Origin of the sequence: Mycobacterium sp. 852002-40037_SCH5390672, assembly GCF_001665875.1 — a bacterium.
Classification (GTDB): domain Bacteria; phylum Actinomycetota; class Actinomycetes; order Mycobacteriales; family Mycobacteriaceae; genus Mycobacterium.
Window position 1 is genome coordinate 25,187 of record NZ_LZTA01000133.1, and the last position, 16,669, is coordinate 41,855.

General features: G+C 68.1%; 15 protein-coding genes and 1 pseudogene. 10 read left to right on the top strand and 6 right to left on the bottom strand.

Features of this window, described 5'->3' with window-relative positions:
* Positions 1-50: 50 nt before the first annotated feature.
* Genes eccD through eccE form a run of 3 tightly spaced genes read left to right on the top strand, consistent with a single transcriptional unit; the run spans position 51 to position 3,885 of the window.
* Positions 51-1,472 carry a type VII secretion integral membrane protein EccD gene (gene eccD, locus A5782_RS23935; protein ID WP_156624093.1) on the top strand — a complete coding sequence of 474 codons (1,422 nt, stop codon included), beginning with the start codon at positions 51-53 and terminating at the stop codon, positions 1,470-1,472.
* Positions 1,469-2,878 (top strand): type VII secretion-associated serine protease mycosin, encoded by a 1,410-nt coding sequence (gene mycP, locus A5782_RS23940; protein ID WP_067104754.1) that lies wholly within the window; start codon positions 1,469-1,471, stop codon positions 2,876-2,878. Before eccD ends, mycP begins: the two co-directional genes overlap by 4 nt.
* Positions 2,875-3,885, top strand: coding sequence for a type VII secretion protein EccE (gene eccE, locus A5782_RS23945; RefSeq protein WP_067104756.1), 1,011 nt, complete (start codon positions 2,875-2,877; stop codon positions 3,883-3,885). Before mycP ends, eccE begins: the two co-directional genes overlap by 4 nt.
* Here eccE and A5782_RS23950 read toward each other — a convergent pair.
* The gene (locus tag A5782_RS23950) at positions 3,875-5,074 is read right to left on the bottom strand and encodes a S9 family peptidase (RefSeq protein ID WP_067104758.1); all 1,200 of its coding nucleotides are present in this window, start codon (positions 5,072-5,074) and stop codon (positions 3,875-3,877) included. The genes eccE and A5782_RS23950 overlap by 11 nt on opposite strands.
* Before the next feature lie 165 nt (positions 5,075-5,239).
* Here A5782_RS23950 and A5782_RS23955 point away from each other — a divergent pair, with 165 nt between their 5' ends.
* The gene (locus A5782_RS23955) at positions 5,240-6,034 is read left to right on the top strand and encodes a trans-aconitate 2-methyltransferase (RefSeq protein ID WP_067104760.1); all 795 of its coding nucleotides are present in this window, start codon (positions 5,240-5,242) and stop codon (positions 6,032-6,034) included.
* 102 nt (positions 6,035-6,136) lie between these two features.
* Here A5782_RS23955 and A5782_RS23960 read toward each other — a convergent pair whose 3' ends face one another.
* Both A5782_RS23960 and bluB read right to left on the bottom strand, forming a co-directional pair.
* Positions 6,137-7,564 carry a sulfatase gene (locus A5782_RS23960; protein ID WP_067104762.1) on the bottom strand — a complete coding sequence of 476 codons (1,428 nt, stop codon included), beginning with the start codon at positions 7,562-7,564 and terminating at the stop codon, positions 6,137-6,139.
* Positions 7,565-7,632: 68 nt separating this feature from the next.
* Complete coding sequence (bluB, locus tag A5782_RS23965) at positions 7,633-8,301, bottom strand: 5,6-dimethylbenzimidazole synthase (RefSeq protein ID WP_067104763.1); 669 nt, start codon at positions 8,299-8,301, stop codon at positions 7,633-7,635.
* A gap of 74 nt (positions 8,302-8,375) precedes the next feature.
* On the opposite strand from bluB, the pseudogene A5782_RS23970 reads away from it, so the two are divergent.
* Positions 8,376-8,661, top strand: a pseudogene (locus tag A5782_RS23970) (hypothetical protein).
* Here the strand turns inward: A5782_RS23970 and A5782_RS23975 are convergent.
* Positions 8,645-9,127 carry a hypothetical protein gene (locus A5782_RS23975; protein WP_067104764.1) on the bottom strand — a complete coding sequence of 161 codons (483 nt, stop codon included), beginning with the start codon at positions 9,125-9,127 and terminating at the stop codon, positions 8,645-8,647. The pseudogene A5782_RS23970 and the gene A5782_RS23975 overlap by 17 nt on opposite strands.
* A gap of 251 nt (positions 9,128-9,378) precedes the next feature.
* On the opposite strand from A5782_RS23975, the gene A5782_RS23980 reads away from it, so the two are divergent.
* Positions 9,379-10,056, top strand: coding sequence for a phosphatase PAP2 family protein (locus A5782_RS23980; protein WP_067104765.1), 678 nt, complete (start codon positions 9,379-9,381; stop codon positions 10,054-10,056).
* A 97-nt stretch (positions 10,057-10,153) separates the two neighbouring features.
* Entirely contained in the window at positions 10,154-10,813 is a 660-nt protein-coding gene (locus A5782_RS23985; protein WP_067104772.1) for a L,D-transpeptidase, read from the top strand.
* Between the two features lie 3 nt (positions 10,814-10,816).
* Here the strand turns inward: A5782_RS23985 and A5782_RS23990 are convergent, their stop codons facing one another.
* Together A5782_RS23990 and A5782_RS23995 are read right to left on the bottom strand one after the other, a co-directional pair.
* Positions 10,817-11,293 (bottom strand): nuclear transport factor 2 family protein, encoded by a 477-nt coding sequence (locus A5782_RS23990; protein WP_369815674.1) that lies wholly within the window; start codon positions 11,291-11,293, stop codon positions 10,817-10,819.
* A 4-nt stretch (positions 11,294-11,297) separates the two neighbouring features.
* Positions 11,298-11,918, bottom strand: a complete 621-nt coding sequence (locus A5782_RS23995) for a TetR/AcrR family transcriptional regulator (RefSeq protein ID WP_067104767.1) — start codon at positions 11,916-11,918, stop codon at positions 11,298-11,300.
* Between the two features lie 38 nt (positions 11,919-11,956).
* Between A5782_RS23995 and A5782_RS24000 the strand changes: the two genes are divergently transcribed.
* The 3 genes from A5782_RS24000 to A5782_RS24010 form a co-directional block, all read left to right on the top strand.
* Positions 11,957-13,186, top strand: coding sequence for a hypothetical protein (locus tag A5782_RS24000; RefSeq protein WP_067104768.1), 1,230 nt, complete (start codon positions 11,957-11,959; stop codon positions 13,184-13,186).
* Between the two features lie 153 nt (positions 13,187-13,339).
* Positions 13,340-15,283: an Hsp70 family protein gene (locus A5782_RS24005; RefSeq protein WP_067104769.1), complete on the top strand. Its 1,944-nt coding sequence runs from the start codon at positions 13,340-13,342 to the stop codon at positions 15,281-15,283.
* 132 nt (positions 15,284-15,415) lie between these two features.
* The coding region (locus A5782_RS24010) for a hypothetical protein (RefSeq protein ID WP_082943076.1) at positions 15,416-16,669 on the top strand (1,254 nt) is incomplete at its 3' end.

Here is a 16,669-nt window from a genome sequence, read left to right on the forward strand (position 1 = left end):
CAGGAACGGCCGCAACATTCTTCGAGGCTCCGGTGACATCCGGAACCGTCATGCCCATCGTCCGCGTGGCAATCCTCGCGGACAGCAGGCTGACGGAAATCGCCTTGCCGGCCGAGCTGCCGCTGCGTGAGATCCTGCCCGCCGTCCAGCGTTTGGTGGTCCCGGCTGCGAACGGCGACGCGGATGACGCCGTTGAATCTCGCGGAGCCGCCGAGACCGGCGCGGCCAGCCAACTGAGCCTGGCCCCCATCGGTGGGCTGCCGTTCAGTCTGGACGCCAGCCTGGACACCGTCGGAGTCGTCGACGGCGACTTGTTGGCGCTGCAGCCGGTGCCGGTCGGTCCGGCCGCGCCCGGCATCGTCGAGGACATCGCCGATGCCGCCATGATTTTCTCGACCTCCCGGATCAAGCCTTGGGGCACAACCCATATCCAGCGTGGCGCGCTGGCCGCGGCGATCGCCGTAGCATTCCTGGCGACCGGACTGTCTGTCACCTACCGGGTGGCCACCGGCGCGTTGCTGGGGCTGGTCGCCGTGAGTGTGGTCGCCGCGCTGACCGCGATCGTCGGCGTGCTGGTCACGGCGCGTTCGGCACGCACCGGAGCGGCGCTTTCGATTGCCGCGTTGGTGCCCATCGCCGGTGCACTGGCGCTTGCGGTACCCGGGAGATTCGGGCCGGCGCATTTGATGCTGCCCGCGGCCGGCGTCGCCGCGTGGTCGTTGATCGCCTTGATGGTTCCCAGTGTCGAGCGTGAGCGCATTGCCGGGTTCTTCACGGCGACCGCGGTGGTGGGAACCGGGGTGCTGCTGGCCGCCGGCGCCGAATTGCTCTGGCATCTCAAGCCAATCGCGATCGGTTGCGGCCTGATCGTGGCGGCGCTGCTGGTCACCATCGAGGCGGCGCAGCTGTCCGCGCTGTGGGCGCGGTTCCCGGTGCCGGTGATTCCTGCGCCCGGGGACCCCACCCCGTCAGCACCGTCGCTGCAGGTGCTCGAGGACTTGCCGCGCCGGGTGCGGATCGGTGACGCCCACCAGAACGGATTCATTGCTGCCGCAGTGCTACTCAGTGTGCTCGGCTCAGTGGCGATCGGGTTGCGCCCCGAGGCGCTGAGTGGGGCGGGTTGGTACGTGCTCGCGGCGACGGCGGCGACGTCCGTCCTGCGCGCCCGGGTGTGGGATTCGGCCGCGTGCAAGGCCTGGCTTCTCGCCCAGCCGTACCTAGTCGCCGGTGTGCTGCTGGTGCTCTACACCTCGACCGGACGCTACACCGCGGCCCTGGGCGCGGTGCTGGTGCTCCTCGCACTGGTGTCGATGTGGATCGTGGTGGCGCTGAACCCGGGAATCGCTGCGCCGGAAAGCTATTCGCTGCCGGTGCGCCGGCTGCTGGGCTTCGTCGCGACCGGACTCGATGCGTCGCTGATCCCCGTCATGGCGTTCCTGGTCGGCCTGTTCAGCTGGGTGCTCAATCGATGATTCGAGCGGCATCAGCCTGCTTCGCAGCGGCGCTGGCCTTAGGGCCGGCCGCTGCGACGTGGTCGAGTTCGCCGGCATTCGCGATCAGCCCGCCGACGGTTGATCCCGCCGTCGCCCCGCCCAGCGGAACACCGGGCCCCGTCCAGCCGATGGAACAGCGCGGGCCATGCAGCGCCGCTGGAGTCATCGCGGGCACCGACCCACGCGCGGTCACGCCCAGCCAACAGGGGCTGAACCTCCCTGCCGCATGGCAATTTTCGCGCGGCGAGGGCCAGCTGGTAGCGGTGCTCGACACCGGGGTGCGCCCGGGGCCGCGGCTGCCCAACGTCGATCCCGGCGGTGACTTCGTCGAGACGACCGACGGCCTGACCGACTGCGACGGGCACGGAACCCTGGTGGCCGGGATCATCGCCGGCCAGTCGTCGCCTGAGGACGGGTTCGCCGGGGTCGCGCCCGCCGCGCGAGTGGTGTCGATCAGGACGACCTCGGCCAAGTTCTCGCCGCGGACGCCGGGTGGCGACCCGATGGCGGCGCAGGTGTCTGCTGAGGTTACGACGCTCGCCCGGGCGATCGTGCACGCCGCCGACCTCGGCGCTCGGGTGATCAACGTCGGAGAAGCCACCTGCCTGCCCGTGGATCGGCCCGTCGACCAGGCCGCGCTGGGTGCGGCGATCCGCTACGCGGCGGTGGACAAGGACGCGGTGATCGTGGCCGGCGCGGGCGACAGCGGTCCGACCGGATCGCTGTCCGGCGGCACGTCGTGCGAATCCAATCCGCTGACCGATCTGAGCCGTCCGGGCGATCCGCGAAACTGGGCCGGTGTTACCTCGGTCTCCATCCCCTCGTTGTGGCAGCCGTACGTGCTGTCGGTGGCTTCGCTGACCCCCGATGGACAGCCGTCGAAATTCACTGTGGCCGGGCCGTGGGTCGGTGCCGCAGCACCCGGTGAGCGCATCGTGTCAATCGGCAACGGCGACGGAGGCGCGCTGGCTAATGGCCTGCCCGGCGAGCACCAACAATTGGCCGCCCTGAGTGGTACCAGCTATGCCGCCGGCTACGTTGCCGGCGTCGCCGCGCTGGTCCGCAGCAAGTATCCCGATCTGAAAGCGACTGCGGTGCTGCATCGCATCAGCGCAACCGCGCACAATGGCGCTCGCGATCCGTCCAACGTGGTGGGCGCCGGCGGCGTGGACCCAGTGGCGGCGTTGACCTGGCAAATGCCCGCCGACAATCAACCCGGCGCGGCGTCGGCCAAGCCGGTCGCCGTGCCGCCGGCACCAGCACCCGAGAACACGACACCACGGACCGTCGCGGTGGCCGGCACCGCCGCGTTGGCCGTGCTTGTCGCAATCGCCGGCGGGATCGCCGCAATCACCGCACGCCGACGAAAGGACCCCACCCCGTGAGCAAGCATCGGATACCGACTCCCGGCAGCGGTCGAATCACGTTGGCGCTGTTGGCCATTGTGCCCGCGGTGATGGCCTACCCGTGGCGATCGCCCCGGGACTACTGGCTGCTCGGCATCGCGGCCACCGTCGTGATCGTCTTGTTCGGTTGGTGGGGTGGTCTGCATTTCACCACCATTGTGCGCCGTCGCCTGGCGATGATCGTGCGCGGCAATGGCGTGCCCGAGAACACTTCCGACGCGGCGACGACCGCTCTGGTTCGCATCGGCGCACTGGAGGGCGACGTCGATGTACTTCCGCTCCCGCTGATCGCGAGCTACCTGGACCGCTACGGCATCCGGGCGGACAAGATCAGGATCACCAGCCGCGACAACGCCTCCGACGCATCGAGGCGCGAGACCTGGGTCGGGCTCACCGTGTCGGCCCCGGACAATCTGGCTGCGCTGCAAGCCCGGTCACCGCGAATCCCATTGCACGAGACCGCTCAGGTCGCCGCGCGCCGGCTGGCCGACCATCTCCGGGAGATCGGTTGGGAAGCCACCACCGTCGCAGCCGACGACGTTCCCCGATTGTTGACGTCCAACCCGCGCGAGAGGTGGCGGGGTGTGCAGCGCGGGGCTTCGGATTACCTTGCCGCATACCAAGTTCAGGTGGATGACGCGCTGCCGGAAACCTTGGAGGCGATCCGGTCGTATGCGGCGCGCGAAACGTGTATTGCGCTCGAGATCGCCGGTGACAGGACCCAGCCCACCGTTGCCGTAGCGTGCGCGTTCCAGACCGAGACCGGCCCGGACGGCAAAACGCCGGTGGACGGGCTGACCCCGCAGCGCGGAAACCACCTGCCCGCGTTGACGGCGCTGGACCTGTTGTCCACGCGGCGACTCGGCGGACACACCGCCGCCCCCGCGGACCTGCTCTCGTGGCTACACTGGCCCACCCTGGTCGGTGGGGCTCACCGTGCCTCGCTCACCGACACGGCCGACACCGTCGGTGTGGTCAGAACATAACCTCCTGCAGGAACGCGGTCATCCGGCGCAGATAATCCAACTGGCTTATGTGCAGCACGTGACTGCCTGGAAACCAGTGCAGCGCACAGCGATCCCAGTGTTGCCATAGTTTGACGGCATGGTCGGGCGGCGCCATCCGGTCGCCGAGTCCGGTGATGATCATCCGGCGGTCCCGGCCCACCAGCGGCCGGTAATTGAGTGGACAGTGGTAGGCCAGACCGGCCGCCAGGTCGTTGTGGCTGATGTCGGAGAGCCGCAGGCCCAGCCGGACCAGCTTGTTGGCCGGGAACCATTCGTCGAACAACGTCGACGGCGTGACGACGGGACAGTTCGGGATGACGGCCTCGAGTCGATCGTCGACCGAGGCAACCAGCGCCGAGGTGTAACCGCCCAGCGAGATCCCGGTGAGCGCGATGCGGTCGACCCCGGTGTGGCGCAGATAGTCGACGATGGAACGGAAGTCGTGCACGGCCTGGGCCATGGCCTCGGCGAAGCCGCTGAGCCCTGCGGCGAAATAGCCGAAACCGCTGAAGGGTGAGAACTTTTCGGCCCGCTTGCCGTGAAAGGGCAAGGTGTACATCAGCACGTCGTAGCCGGACCGGTAGTACCACGGCAACGAAAAGAACCGCCCGTTGGCCAGATACGACGATCCCATGAAGCCGTGGATGACGCACAGGGTGGGACGTGGTCCGTCGTCGTGGCGCCAATGCTGTGCGCGCACGATGTTGTTGGATCGCCAGGCACCCCACTGGGTACGCATGGCGGGGTTGACGGCGGTGAAACTACTGGGGAACGCGATGTTGTCAACCGTGCCGCGCGCGATCCACTCCGCCAGCGGGCTGGCCCGCCGCGACGAGACCCGGGGCGCCTCGGTGGGTGGCGGAAAGGACCGCGCCGGGTCTCCCGCCGCGCCCAACTCGGCGTAGAAGTCGAGGTTGCCGCGCTCGGTGGCGGAATCGGATTGCCGCAGGGTGCTGGCGACCACGAACGGGGCGACCGTGGTGGTGAGCAGCGAGGCCACCCAGGTGCGCAGGGCCAGATCGCCGAAGGCCGAAGCCTCGACTACCATTCGCTGGCGGGGTGACAACGCCGAGTGGGGGGGTAATCCGCCGGCGCCGGCCGGTAGATCGGCGCCGGGAACGTCCGGAACGGGGATGGGCGGGTCGATCGGATCTGAGTCGGACGCCACGAACGCCGATGGTAGCCCGACAGGCGTGCACGGCCCGGGCGTTTCGACCGGTTTCGGTGGTAGCGGTGTGATCCCGGGACCAGTCGGGCCGCATCGGCGCACCATGGGAGTTATACGGTTTGCTAGCGGCCGGCTGGCGGCGGCGCGAGGATCAGGAGGATCGACATGTGGGATCCGGACGTTTACCTGGCCTTCGCCGACCATCGCGGCCGCCCCTTCTACGACCTGCTGTCGCGGGTGGGTGCCGAGCGGGCGCGCAGGGTCGTCGATCTCGGTTGCGGCCCCGGTCACCTGACGAAGTATCTGGCCCGCCGCTGGCCCGACGCGGTGATCGAGGCGATCGACAGCTCGCCGGAGATGGTGGCCGCGGCCAAGGAGCGCGGCATCGACGCCGTCACCGGTGACCTGCGCGACTGGAAGCCCAAACCCGACACCGACGTGGTGGTCAGCAACGCGGCCCTGCATTGGGTGCCCGAGCACGCCGACCTGCTGCTCCGGTGGGCGGGGCAACTGGCGTCCGGATCGTGGCTCGGTGTCCAGATGCCGGGCAACTTCGAGTCGCCGTCCTACGCGGCGGTGCGGGCGCTGGCCCGACGAGAGCCATACGCGAAGTTGCTGCGCGACATACCATTTCGGGTCGGGGCGGTGGTTCAGCCACCAGCGCACTACGCCAATCTGCTGCTCGACGCCGGATGCAAGGTCGATGTCTGGGAGACCACGTATCTGCACCAGCTGACCGGCGCGCATCCGGTGCTGGAATGGATCACCGGCACCGCGCTGGTTCCGGTTCGCGAGCGGCTCGACGACGAAACTTGGCAGCAGTTCCGCGAGGAGCTGATCCCGCTGCTGCTGGACGCCTACCCGCCCCGATCCGACGGGACGACGATCTTCCCGTTCCGGCGGGTGTTCGTCGTCGCCGAGGTGGGTGGCTCGAGCCGCTCAGCTGGGCAGCCGCTCTAGCGGTGCCTGCGCCGCGGTAGCGCTCGACCCGGTCGCCGGAGCGGCGGTTGGCCTGCCGTTGCAGCACCGGGTGGCGACGACTTCGGGTCAATCCGAGGGCAACTAACGCTGCGTGGGCTTGCCGTCTTCGATGCCCCGGTCGGCGGCGATCCCCGAGCGGGGGGTCGGCTTCGCGTGGTGGATCTGCAGATACGTCTCGGTGTACCGCGCCGAGATGCGGGTGCCGGCGAACTCCGAGGGGATGACATCGCCGGTGCGCTGGCGCCAATCATGCAGCAGCACAGCAAGGTTGGCCGCGACGTCGTCGGCATCCGTGCCGTCGTCGGCCAGCAGGTTGGTGGTCTCGGTGGGGTCGGTGCGCAGATCGTAGAGTTCACGCTCGGGCCGCGGCGCCGTGACGAACGGCGCGACGGCCAGCCCGGACGGGCTTTCCCTGATGTCCAGTGGCAGATCCAGCAGCGGCCGGGGCACGTAATTCTCGATGTAGCTGTAGTCCTTGGTGCGAATCGCGCGAATCGGATCGAACGAGTCGTGGTAGGTCTTCATCGTGTACACGTGGTCGCGCACCGGTGAAGTTCGGCGCTGCGGCTCCAGCAGGGCGGGCGCGTGCGAGACGCCGTCGACGTCGGCAGGAGTGTCAATTCCCAACAGCCCCAACAACGTCGGGACCAAGTCAACCGCGCTGAACAGCTCGTCGTAGACGCGGGGGGTCACGGTCCGGTTGGCGGGCGGGCGAATGATCATGCCGATGCCGGTGCCGGCGTCGTACAGCGTGGATTTCGCCCGGGGGAACGCCGGGCCGTGATCGGTGAAGAACACCACCCAGGTGGTGGCGTCCAAACCGGTGTCGGCCAGCGCGTCCAGCAGCCGGCCGACGGCGGCGTCGGCCGTGCTGATGGCCCCATAGAAGTCGGCGAGGTCGCCGCGCACCTCGGGGGTGTCGGGTAGGTAATCGGGCGGATCCACCTCGGCGCTGTCCGCCGGCGTGTAGCGGTCCCGCGGATACGGCCGGTGCGTCTCGAAGAAGCCCGCGGTCAACAAAAATGGTTGGCCGACAAGGCCGTCGGCACTTTGCCGCAGCCATTCGTCGGCCTTGTCGGCCACGTAGTCGCAGTAGGAGTTCGATACGTCGAACTCGTCGAAACCCAACCGCTTGGGGTAGGAGGTCTCGTGCTGCATGCCGAAAAGCGCTGAGTACCATCCTGATTCGGACAATATCTGGGGCAGGGTCCGGATGCCGTCACGGTATTCCCAGCCGTGGTGGGCCAAGCCGATGAGGCCGTTGTTTTGCGGGTAGCGGCCGGTGAACAGCGATCCGCGCGACGGCGAGCACAGCGGCGCGGTAGCGTGCGCCCGGGTGAACAGGATGCCCTCGGCGGCAAGGCGGTCCAGTCGCGGGCTCGACACGTCGGGGTGGCCGTAGGCGCCGAGGTAGCGCCCCAGGTCGTGCCAGTGCACGATCAGCACGTTGTCCTGAAAGCCCGTGTTCTGTTGTTGGTCCGCTATGTCGCCCGGCGTCAATTGCGTCACCTCTCACATTGCCTTGCGACCGGCGACGTTACCGCAACGTGCCCAAATGATTGCTGAGGGCCGACGCATCAGGGCATCGGCTGTTGACCCCATCGGTTCTCGCAGACGAACTCCGACAACGGGCGCCCGACGGCCCAGCCGTCCAGTTCCAACGCCGGGCGGTCGGGGAATTCGGGCACCGGCCCCAGGCACAGGATCGCCACCGGTTCGGCGCCCGGCGGCATCTCCAGCAGCGACGCCAACCGTTGCGGATCGAACAGCGACACCCAGCCCATGCCCAGGCCTTCGGACCGGGCCGCCAGCCACAGATTCTGGATTGCGCACGACACCGAGGCCAGATCCATCTGCGGTAACGTGCGCCGGCCGAACACGTGCGCGTCGCGGTCGTCGCCGAGGGCCACCACGAACAGCTCCGCGCACTCGAGGATGCCCTCCACCTTCAGCGCCAGGAACTCGTCGGCTCGCCGGCCCAGGGCGGCCGCGGTGCGCGGGCGTTCCTCGTCGACCAGGGCGTGAATGCGCCGCCGCAGCGCGACGTCGGTGATCCGGATGAAACGCCACGGCTGCATGAGGCCGACGCTGGGCGCCGCGTGGGCGGCTTGCAGCAGGCGCGCCAGCACGGCCTCGTCCACCACCGCACCGGGAACGAATCGTCGCATGTCGCGGCGTTCGGCGATGACGCGATAGACGGCCCGCCGCTCTTGCGGGCTGAATGCGTCACCGGTCACATCAGCCATCGTAGGAAATCCGCGTTAGCGTGGATCGTGCCGTGACCCCAGGATCTGGTGAACCCCAGGGAAGGGAGTGCTCCGTGAAGCCTTCCGATGTACTCGATCAGCTGGCCGCCGATCCCGCCGCGGGCCGCGGTTACGGCGAGCCCTACCAGACCCCGGACGGCACCACCGTCATCGTGGTCACCAAACCGCTGGGGGTGTTCGCCATCCGCAACGGGCAGGCCTCCTGGACGGCCGGCCGTGGACACGGGCCGGGTCGCGCTGATCGGGGTGATCACCGGCCTGCTGGCCGCGGTGATCGGCAGCCTGGCGGTGCTGCGGCAGCCGCCCTGGCCGCGCATCACGATCAGGGACTATAGGTAACACCGACCGCGCGGAACACGTATTCCGGCGGCATGTCGAAGGCCAGCGATTGCCGGGGCAGGCCGCCCAGCACGTCGTCCGGAATGGCGACCTTGTAGTGCAGCGACAACTCTCCGGTGAACTTCTCGTCGACCCGGGAGACGTCGACATTGACCTGCAAACCGGTCGACGAGATCTCCACCTGCGCCGCGCCGGTCTGCGGCGCGTTCCACCGCACGTTGACGGTCGGGCCGGCCAGCCTGGGCAGCATCGACAGCGTCGCCAGTACCCGCTCGGAGGTGAAGGCCAGCGAACCCGTGTAACTGGCGACGCTGTGCGGCAACCGCACACCGGGGATGGTGCCGCTGAATCGCCGGGTCACGGCGACGTAATCGGCGAGGTAGGTAAGGCCCTCCGACTCGACCTGGGCATGCAGCTCGTCGGGCAGCTTGCCGATGCCGAACAACCTACGGACAAAGACGGCCATATCGACAGTATGACCGCGCGAGCGGCTCCGTGGGGTGGGCCGCACGGTGGTCCCGGGCGATCGCAAGCGCGGCGCCCGACGTCGGGTGCAGCGGGTCGCCCGCATGTCACCGGGCGATCGCAAGCGCGGCGCTGTGCGCCGGGTGCAGCGGGTCGCCCGCATGTCACCGGGCGATCGCAAGCGCGGCGCTGGGCGCCGGGTGCAGCGGGTCGCCCGCATGTCACCGGTAGCGCTGCTGGTATCGGTTGGTTATGACTCGCCCGAGGACGCCGGCGGCCGTGTGTATCGCCGTGTTGGCCGCGGCGGTGTATGCGCTGCTGTGGGTGGGCTACTGCCGGGGGTGGGCCTGGCTGCACCGGATGGATTGGTCGCTGCTGAACGCGGCCCGCGACATGGCGGTCAAACACCCGGTGTGGCTGCGGTTTTGGGAAGCCGTGTCGTACGTGCTGGGCCCCGTCCCGATGTCGCTGCTGGGCATTGCGGTGACGGTGTTCGCCCTGGTGATACGCAATCTGCGGGCCGCGCTGGTGCTGGTCTTGGCGTGCGGTCCGGTCAACGAGTTCGCCACCGCGGCGGCCAAGGCGCTGGTCAACCGCCCGCGTCCGCCGGCCATGCTGGTCGCCGCGCCGTCCACCTCGTTTCCGTCCGGGCATGCGCTGGAGGCGATGGCCGCCCTGCTCGCCGTATTGTGCTTTTTCTTTCCGAGGATGAAGGGGTTGACCCGCCGCATCGCGGTCGCGGTGGTGGCGGTGTCGCTGTTGATGGTCGGCATTTCCCGGGTGGCCCTGAATGTGCACTATCCGTCCGACGTGCTGGCCGGCTGGTCGCTCGGATATCTGTATTTCCTGTTGTGTCTCTTGATTTTTCGGCCAGCGACCAAGCGACCCGCCGGCCCGCAACGCGCGACCGAGCCCGCCGCCGTACCCTAACAACGGTGTCGCGGTGGATATTTGGTCACGGCCCGTGACCTAACTGGGGCTAAAGCTTTACTTGACCCCGAAGATGCGCCCGTTGACGATGGAGTGCATGCACCGACTGCTCACTTCGCTGTGCGCCGCGGCGTCCGTGATTTTCGCCTCGGTGGTGCTGGCGCCGATCAGCGCCGCCGCCGGCGCTCCCTGGTTCGCGACCGCGGTAGGCAATGCGACGCAGGTGGTTTCGGTGGCGAGCACCGGCGGTTCCAACGCGACCATGGAGATCTTCCAGCGCACCGGTACGGGCTGGCAGTCGCTGCGCTCCGGCATTCCCACCCACGTCGGATCGGCGGGGATGGCGCCGCAGGCCAAGAGCGGGGTTCCGGCCACCCCCATGGGCGTGTACAGCCTCGACTCCTCGTTCGGCACGGCGCCGAATCCCGGTACCGGACTGCCTTACACCCAGGTCTCCGGGCCCAACTACTGGTGGAGCGGCGACGACCACAGTCCCACGTTCAACTCGATGCAGGTGTGCCAGAAGGCGCAGTGCCCGTTCAACACCGGCGACAGCGAAAACCTGCAAATCCCGCAGTACAAGCACGCGGTCGTGATGGGCGTCAACAAGAACAAGACCCCGGGCGGGGGCGCCGCGTTCTTTTTCCACACCACCGACGGGAAACCCACCGAAGGCTGCGTGGCGGTCGACGACGCTCAGCTGGTGTCGATCATGAAATGGCTGCGGCCCGGCGCGGTCATCGCCATCACCAAGTAGTCGTCAGTCGGTGGCGACGGCGCGGCCGGGTTTGAGCGTGAAGTTCAGACCTTCCAAAGACATTGTGGCGTCATAGGTTCGGTCGTAGCCGGTACCGCTGATTTTCCATCCGGCATCGGTGCGACGATAGGTGTCGCGGTAGAAGGCCGCCCCGATCAGCATGAAGTTGAACTCGGCCACCATGACCCGGTCCTGCAGATACCAACTGCCCGTTGCGGTGTCGCCGTCGACGGTGATGTCAGGATGCGTCACCCGGTGCTCGGTGATGACGTTCGGGGGCAGCGACGTCCGCATGTACTCCACCAGGTCGGTGCGGTTGGTGAAGTGCAACTCGTTGCCGATCGATGGGCCGTAATCGGCCTTGATGTCCTCGGCCAGGGTGTCGGTGAAGTCGTCCCAATGCTTGGTGTCCAGCGCGCGCAGATACCGGTATTTGACTTGCTTGATCGCTTCGATATCGGCGAGATCGTCGAGGGTCATCAGGTCATTGCAGCACACGGGTGACCATGTCGATGAGGGCACGTCGTTCCAGGCTCCAGTCGATGGCGGTGCCGGTGAGCATCTGCGCGAGCACCACGCCACGCAGCGTGGCCCAAATGACCTCGGCCACACCGGCATGCGCCGGATCGGTGGTGATCAATCGGCCCAGCTGGCCGACTGCGGAGTTCATGTCGAGTAGGTGGCGCCGCGACGAGGGGTCCGGGCCGCCGCGGGTCTCGCGCAGGATTTCGAAGGCGGCCATCGAGGTTGGGCTGCTGTAGCAGCTCCAGGCGGTGTCGACGACGACCTCGATTCGCCTCCGCAACGGTAGCTCGCTGACATCGGCCGACGACAGGCTGTCCACCAGGCGGGCCACTCCGTCGTCCACCACCGCCATCAGCAGGCCGCTGCGATCCCCGAAGTGGTACTGGATGACCCCCCAGGTCACGCCCGCGCGTTCGGCCACGTGCTTGGCGGTGGCGGCGGAGAATCCCTCCTCCACGATGCAGCGGACCGTCTCGTCGATGATTTTCGCCCGGGTGGCATCGCCGCGCTTGCGGGGCGCGGTGGTTCGCCGGGTGGGGCCAACCGGGCGATCAGGTGTCTGGCCAGCGACGATGGACATTATTGACTTTATAACATAGTCGAGTCTATTTTTGGGGCGTGAGCAGCCCCTCGCGATACGCGCAATTGTCCCGTGACGAGCTCGTCGTTCTGGTTCCCGAACTGCTGCTGATCGGGCAGCTGATCGACCGATCCGGGATGGCCTGGTGCATCTCCTCGTTCGGTCGAGACGAGATGGTCCAGATCGCCATCGAGGAGTGGGCGGGCGCCAGCCCCGTCTACACCAGGCGCATGCAGAAAGCGCTGAACTACGAGGGCAACGACGTGCCGACGATTTTCAAGGGTTTGCAGCTCGATATCGGTGCGCCACCGCAATTCATGGATTTCCGGTACACGGTTCACGACCGCTGGCACGGCGAATTCCACCTCGACCACTGCGGCGCCCTGCTCGACGTGGAGCCGATGGGCGAACAGTACGTGTTCGGGATGTGTCACACCATCGAGGATCCGACGTTCGACGCCACCGCGATTGCGACCAACCCGCGCGCCCAGGTGCGGCCCATCCACCGCCCGCCGCGGACGCCGGCGGACCGGCATCCGCACTGCGCATGGACCGTCATCATCGACGAGTCCCACCCCGAAGCCCGTAGCATCCCGGCCCTGGATATCGTCAGCCAAACCCGGGCAGCGACATGGGAACTCGATCCCATCGACCCCTCCGACGAGGGGCAGTCGGATTACTCGGGCCCGCTGCTGTCCGATTTCGACTTCGCCGCCTTCTCGCATTCGGCGCTGGTCCGGATGGCCGACGAGGTCTGCCTGCAGATGCACCTGCTGTACCTGTCGTTCGCGATCGCGGTGGCCGCACGCGCCGCCAACGACGACGAAGCCGTCGGCGTGTGCACCCGCGGTCTGATCGGCATAGCCGGCCTGGCCGCCGAACGCATTCACCGCGCATTGAAACTTCCGGCCGGGATCGAAGGAGCACTGCGGGTTCTCGAGCTGCACCCGCTGCTGAACCCCGCCGACTACGTTGTCGCCGAGACGGAGTCGAACCGGCTGCACGTCCACCCGTCGCCGGCCCATGACGACCGTTCCTGGATCTCGCTGTGCTCGCCCGAGTCCGTACAGCCGCTCCAGGCGATCGCCACCGCGGTGGAACCGCATATCGAGGTTCGAGTTAGCGGAACGGCCACCGACTGGACGGCGGAGCTGGTGGAAACCGACACGCGCACCGAGGAACTGCCAGAGGTTTCGGTGGTAAGGGTCAGTGGCGGAGCGACATTCCAATTCGAGCCCAGGCGTTCGCTGCCGCTGACGGTGTTGTAACACAACGCTTTTTGTCAAGGGGTTTCCGGTACCGCTTCGGTGACGCACGCGCATCGAGCGGATACCAATGACATTGCGAAGCATCGGCTTTCCGCGTGTCCGCGGCTATCGTTAACGCTGGCCACCGACCCCTATAGACGAGGTTTTCGCTCTATGTACGACCCACTAGGGTTGTCGATCGGGACCACGAACCTGGTCGCTGCGCGTAATGGAAGCCCACCGGTTACCCGGCGGTCTGTGGTTACCCTCTACCCGCACTGTGCTCCGAAAATCGGTGCGCCCGAAGAGAACCCGCCCTTAGCTGAGCCAGGCGTACCGATGAAGGGCTTCATTGAGCGCATCGGTGATTCCGTCGCGCTGGTGTCGCCCGACGGTTCCGCGCACGACCCGGAGCTCCTGACGGTGGAGGCGCTGGACGCGATGGTGCTCGCCGCCGGTGCGGATGCGGCGTGCTCGGAGATCTCCATCGCCGTGCCGGCGCATTGGAAACCCGCGACGGTGCAGGCCTTGCGGGACGCCTTGCGAACCCATGTGGGCTTCGTGCGAAGTGGGATGGCGCCGCGGCTGGTCTCGGACGCGATCGCGTCGCTGACCGCGGTGCGCTCCGAGCTCGGCCTGCCGGACGAGGGCGTGGTGGGGGTGCTCGACTTCGGCGGGAGCGGCACGTCGGCCACGTTGGTCGATGTCGCTGGAGACTTTGAACTCGTCAGCGCCACAATGCGTTACGCCGCGTTGTCCGGCGACGAGATCGACCAGGAATTGCAGCTGCGTGCCTTCGAGGAACTGGGCCGTGGCAGCGGCCTCGACCCGGCCAGCACCGCCGGTCTCGGACAGCTCAGCGAACTCAGCGAACAATGCCGCGCCGCGAAGGAGCGGCTTTCGACCGACATCGCCACCGACATCAGCGCGGTGCTGGGCGGGCGCAGTTGCAGCCTGACGTTGACGCAGGACGACCTCGAAGAGCTGATTGCGGATCGGCTGACCGGCTTCATCTATGCCTTCGACGACCTGCTGGTGCGCTACCGCAAGAACTGGTCGGACCTGGCAGCGGTGGTCACGGTCGGCGGAGGGGCCCGCATTCCGCTTGTCACCGAACGCCTTTCGATGCACGGCCGCACGCCGATCCTGACGCCGTCGCAACCCGCCTTGGCCGCGGCCAGCGGGGCGCTGATCCTGGCTTCTCGCGGCGGCGAGCTGGATCTGCGCACCCGGACGTCCATAGGGCTGCTCGCCGCGGCCGACACCGCCGGTGACGTCGTCGACCTGGGGGCCGGCGACGTGCTGGTGATCGATGACGAGGCGCTGACCGATCGCGAATTGGCGTGGTCGCAGACCGAATACCCCGGCGACCTGCGGATGCGGTTCGGTGGCGAAACTTACGACGAAGACGGTCCGTCCGGCTGGTCGATGCGGCTCAACGTCATCGAACCCTCGCCGGAACGTCGGCGCCGACTGCGCCTGCGGTTCTCCCAGTTGATCATCGGCATGTCGGCCGTGGTCGCCATGACGGCCATCGGCGGGGTGGCCTACACGCTGACCGGGATAGAAAACCGCCAGGCCCCGCCGGCGCCCTCCGTCGCGCCGCTGCCGGCGCCGCCGGCCAACTCGGTGGCGCCGCGCCCGGCCGCACCGCCGCCGCCCACCGCGGTACCGCCGCCGAGTGCGCAACCGATTCCAAGCCCGGTGCCGCCGCCGGAACCGCCGCCGTCGCCGCCGCCGCCACCTCCGCCTCCGGTGGTGGTCACCACCGCGCCGCCGGCGCCGGTGCACACCCCGCGGCATACGGCGCCTCCGACGACTGCGCCGCCGCAGCCGCAGCCGACGGTCACCACCACGGTGCCGCCGCCACCGATGGAAACCACTACACCGCCGCCCCCACCGCCGCCGACCACCAGCACCACGACCACGGTGCCGATGACCACGGAGTGGATACACGTGCCGCTGATACCGATACCGATTCCGGTGCCGGTTCCACAGCAGCAGGCTCCTGCGACCCCGCAGTATCCGCAGTATCCGGGGAACCAGTATCCGCAGTATCCGGGGAACGCACAGTATCCGGGGAACTCCCAAAATCCGTTCCTCGGGCCGGGTTATTAGCGTCGTTCCTGCGTACGCACACCGCCTGCGGGCTTAGCCGCACGCGCGTAACGTTTATGTCACCAAGTTCGGGCGGGGTTCGTCTCGCCATGCCCTCGCGGAGGGCGTTGAAAAAGACCTTGGAGGCGTTACGTGGACATCGTGCTTGGGGTGTCGATGGCTCCCAGGACAGTCCGCCTGGTAGCGATCGAAGGCCAAAATGCGGACGGCGTGACCGTCGAACAAGAAGAGTTCGAGGTTGGGGCCGCTGAGAATTCGGCCGCTGGTGCCGTCGATCAGGTGATCGACGCGATCATCGGGACCCGCGAAGGAGTGCTCGAGGGCGGTCACCAGCTGACCTCGATCGGGGTCACCTGGAGTGACCCCGCCGGCGTCGGCGCGCTACGGGAGGCGATTGCCACCCACGAACTGGACGGCGTGATGCTGGTCGCACCGTTGCTCGCCGCGGCCGCGCTGGCACAGACCGTGGGTTACGCGCTGGGCTACGAGCGCCTCGCGATGCTGTTCGTCGAGCCGGCGAACGCGACGCTGGCCGTTGTCGACGTCGCCGACGGCTCCATCGTCGACCTGCATCGGCGCCAGATCGGCGACGGTCGCGCGGGAGGCCTGGACGCGGAACTGGCGGCGATGGTCTCCGGTCTGGACGCCCGCGGTTCCCGGGCCGACGGTGTGTTCCTGATCGGCTGCGGAACCGACATCGTGGCGCTGAAGTCCACGCTCGAGGCGGCCACCCCGCTTCCGGTCACCGGCCCCGAGGAGCCGGACATGGCGCTGGCCCGCGGGGCGGCACTGGCGTCGGCGAACGCCCCGCTGTTCGCGTCGTCGACGGCGGCCCTGGCCTATGCGCTGGACCCGGGCACCGGCGAGATGAATCCACCTGCGCTCACCCCGACCTACCTGGATGTCTGGGGCCATGCCGACGTCGGCACCGACGCCCGGGCGTACAGCGCCGTCGCTGACGACGAGGAGGAGCCCCCACGCCGGCCCTGGTCCATGATGCTGGCCGGTAGCGCACTGGCCGGCATCGTCGCCGTGATAGGCGGGGTGGTGCTTGTGACTTTGACGTCAGATCGGCCGGGACCGGACGTGCGGCACAATTCCGGCGTCAGCGTCGCCACGCCGAGGGTCCAGCTTCCGGCGCCCCCGAGCAACCCGCCGCAAGCGCAGCTGCCCGCTCCGAGCCCGGCGCCCCCGCCGCCCGCACCCGCGCCCAGCCCGTCGGAGGTCGCCGCCCCGGCGCCCGCACCGTCGCCGGTGCAGCAGCCCGTACCGCAGACCCCGGTCAATCCGCCGCCCGCGGCACCGGTCCATCGCGCCCCGACCCGGCCGGCGCCGCAGTACGTGCCCTGTCTCTTATACACATCTGACGCTGCCGACGATCGCATA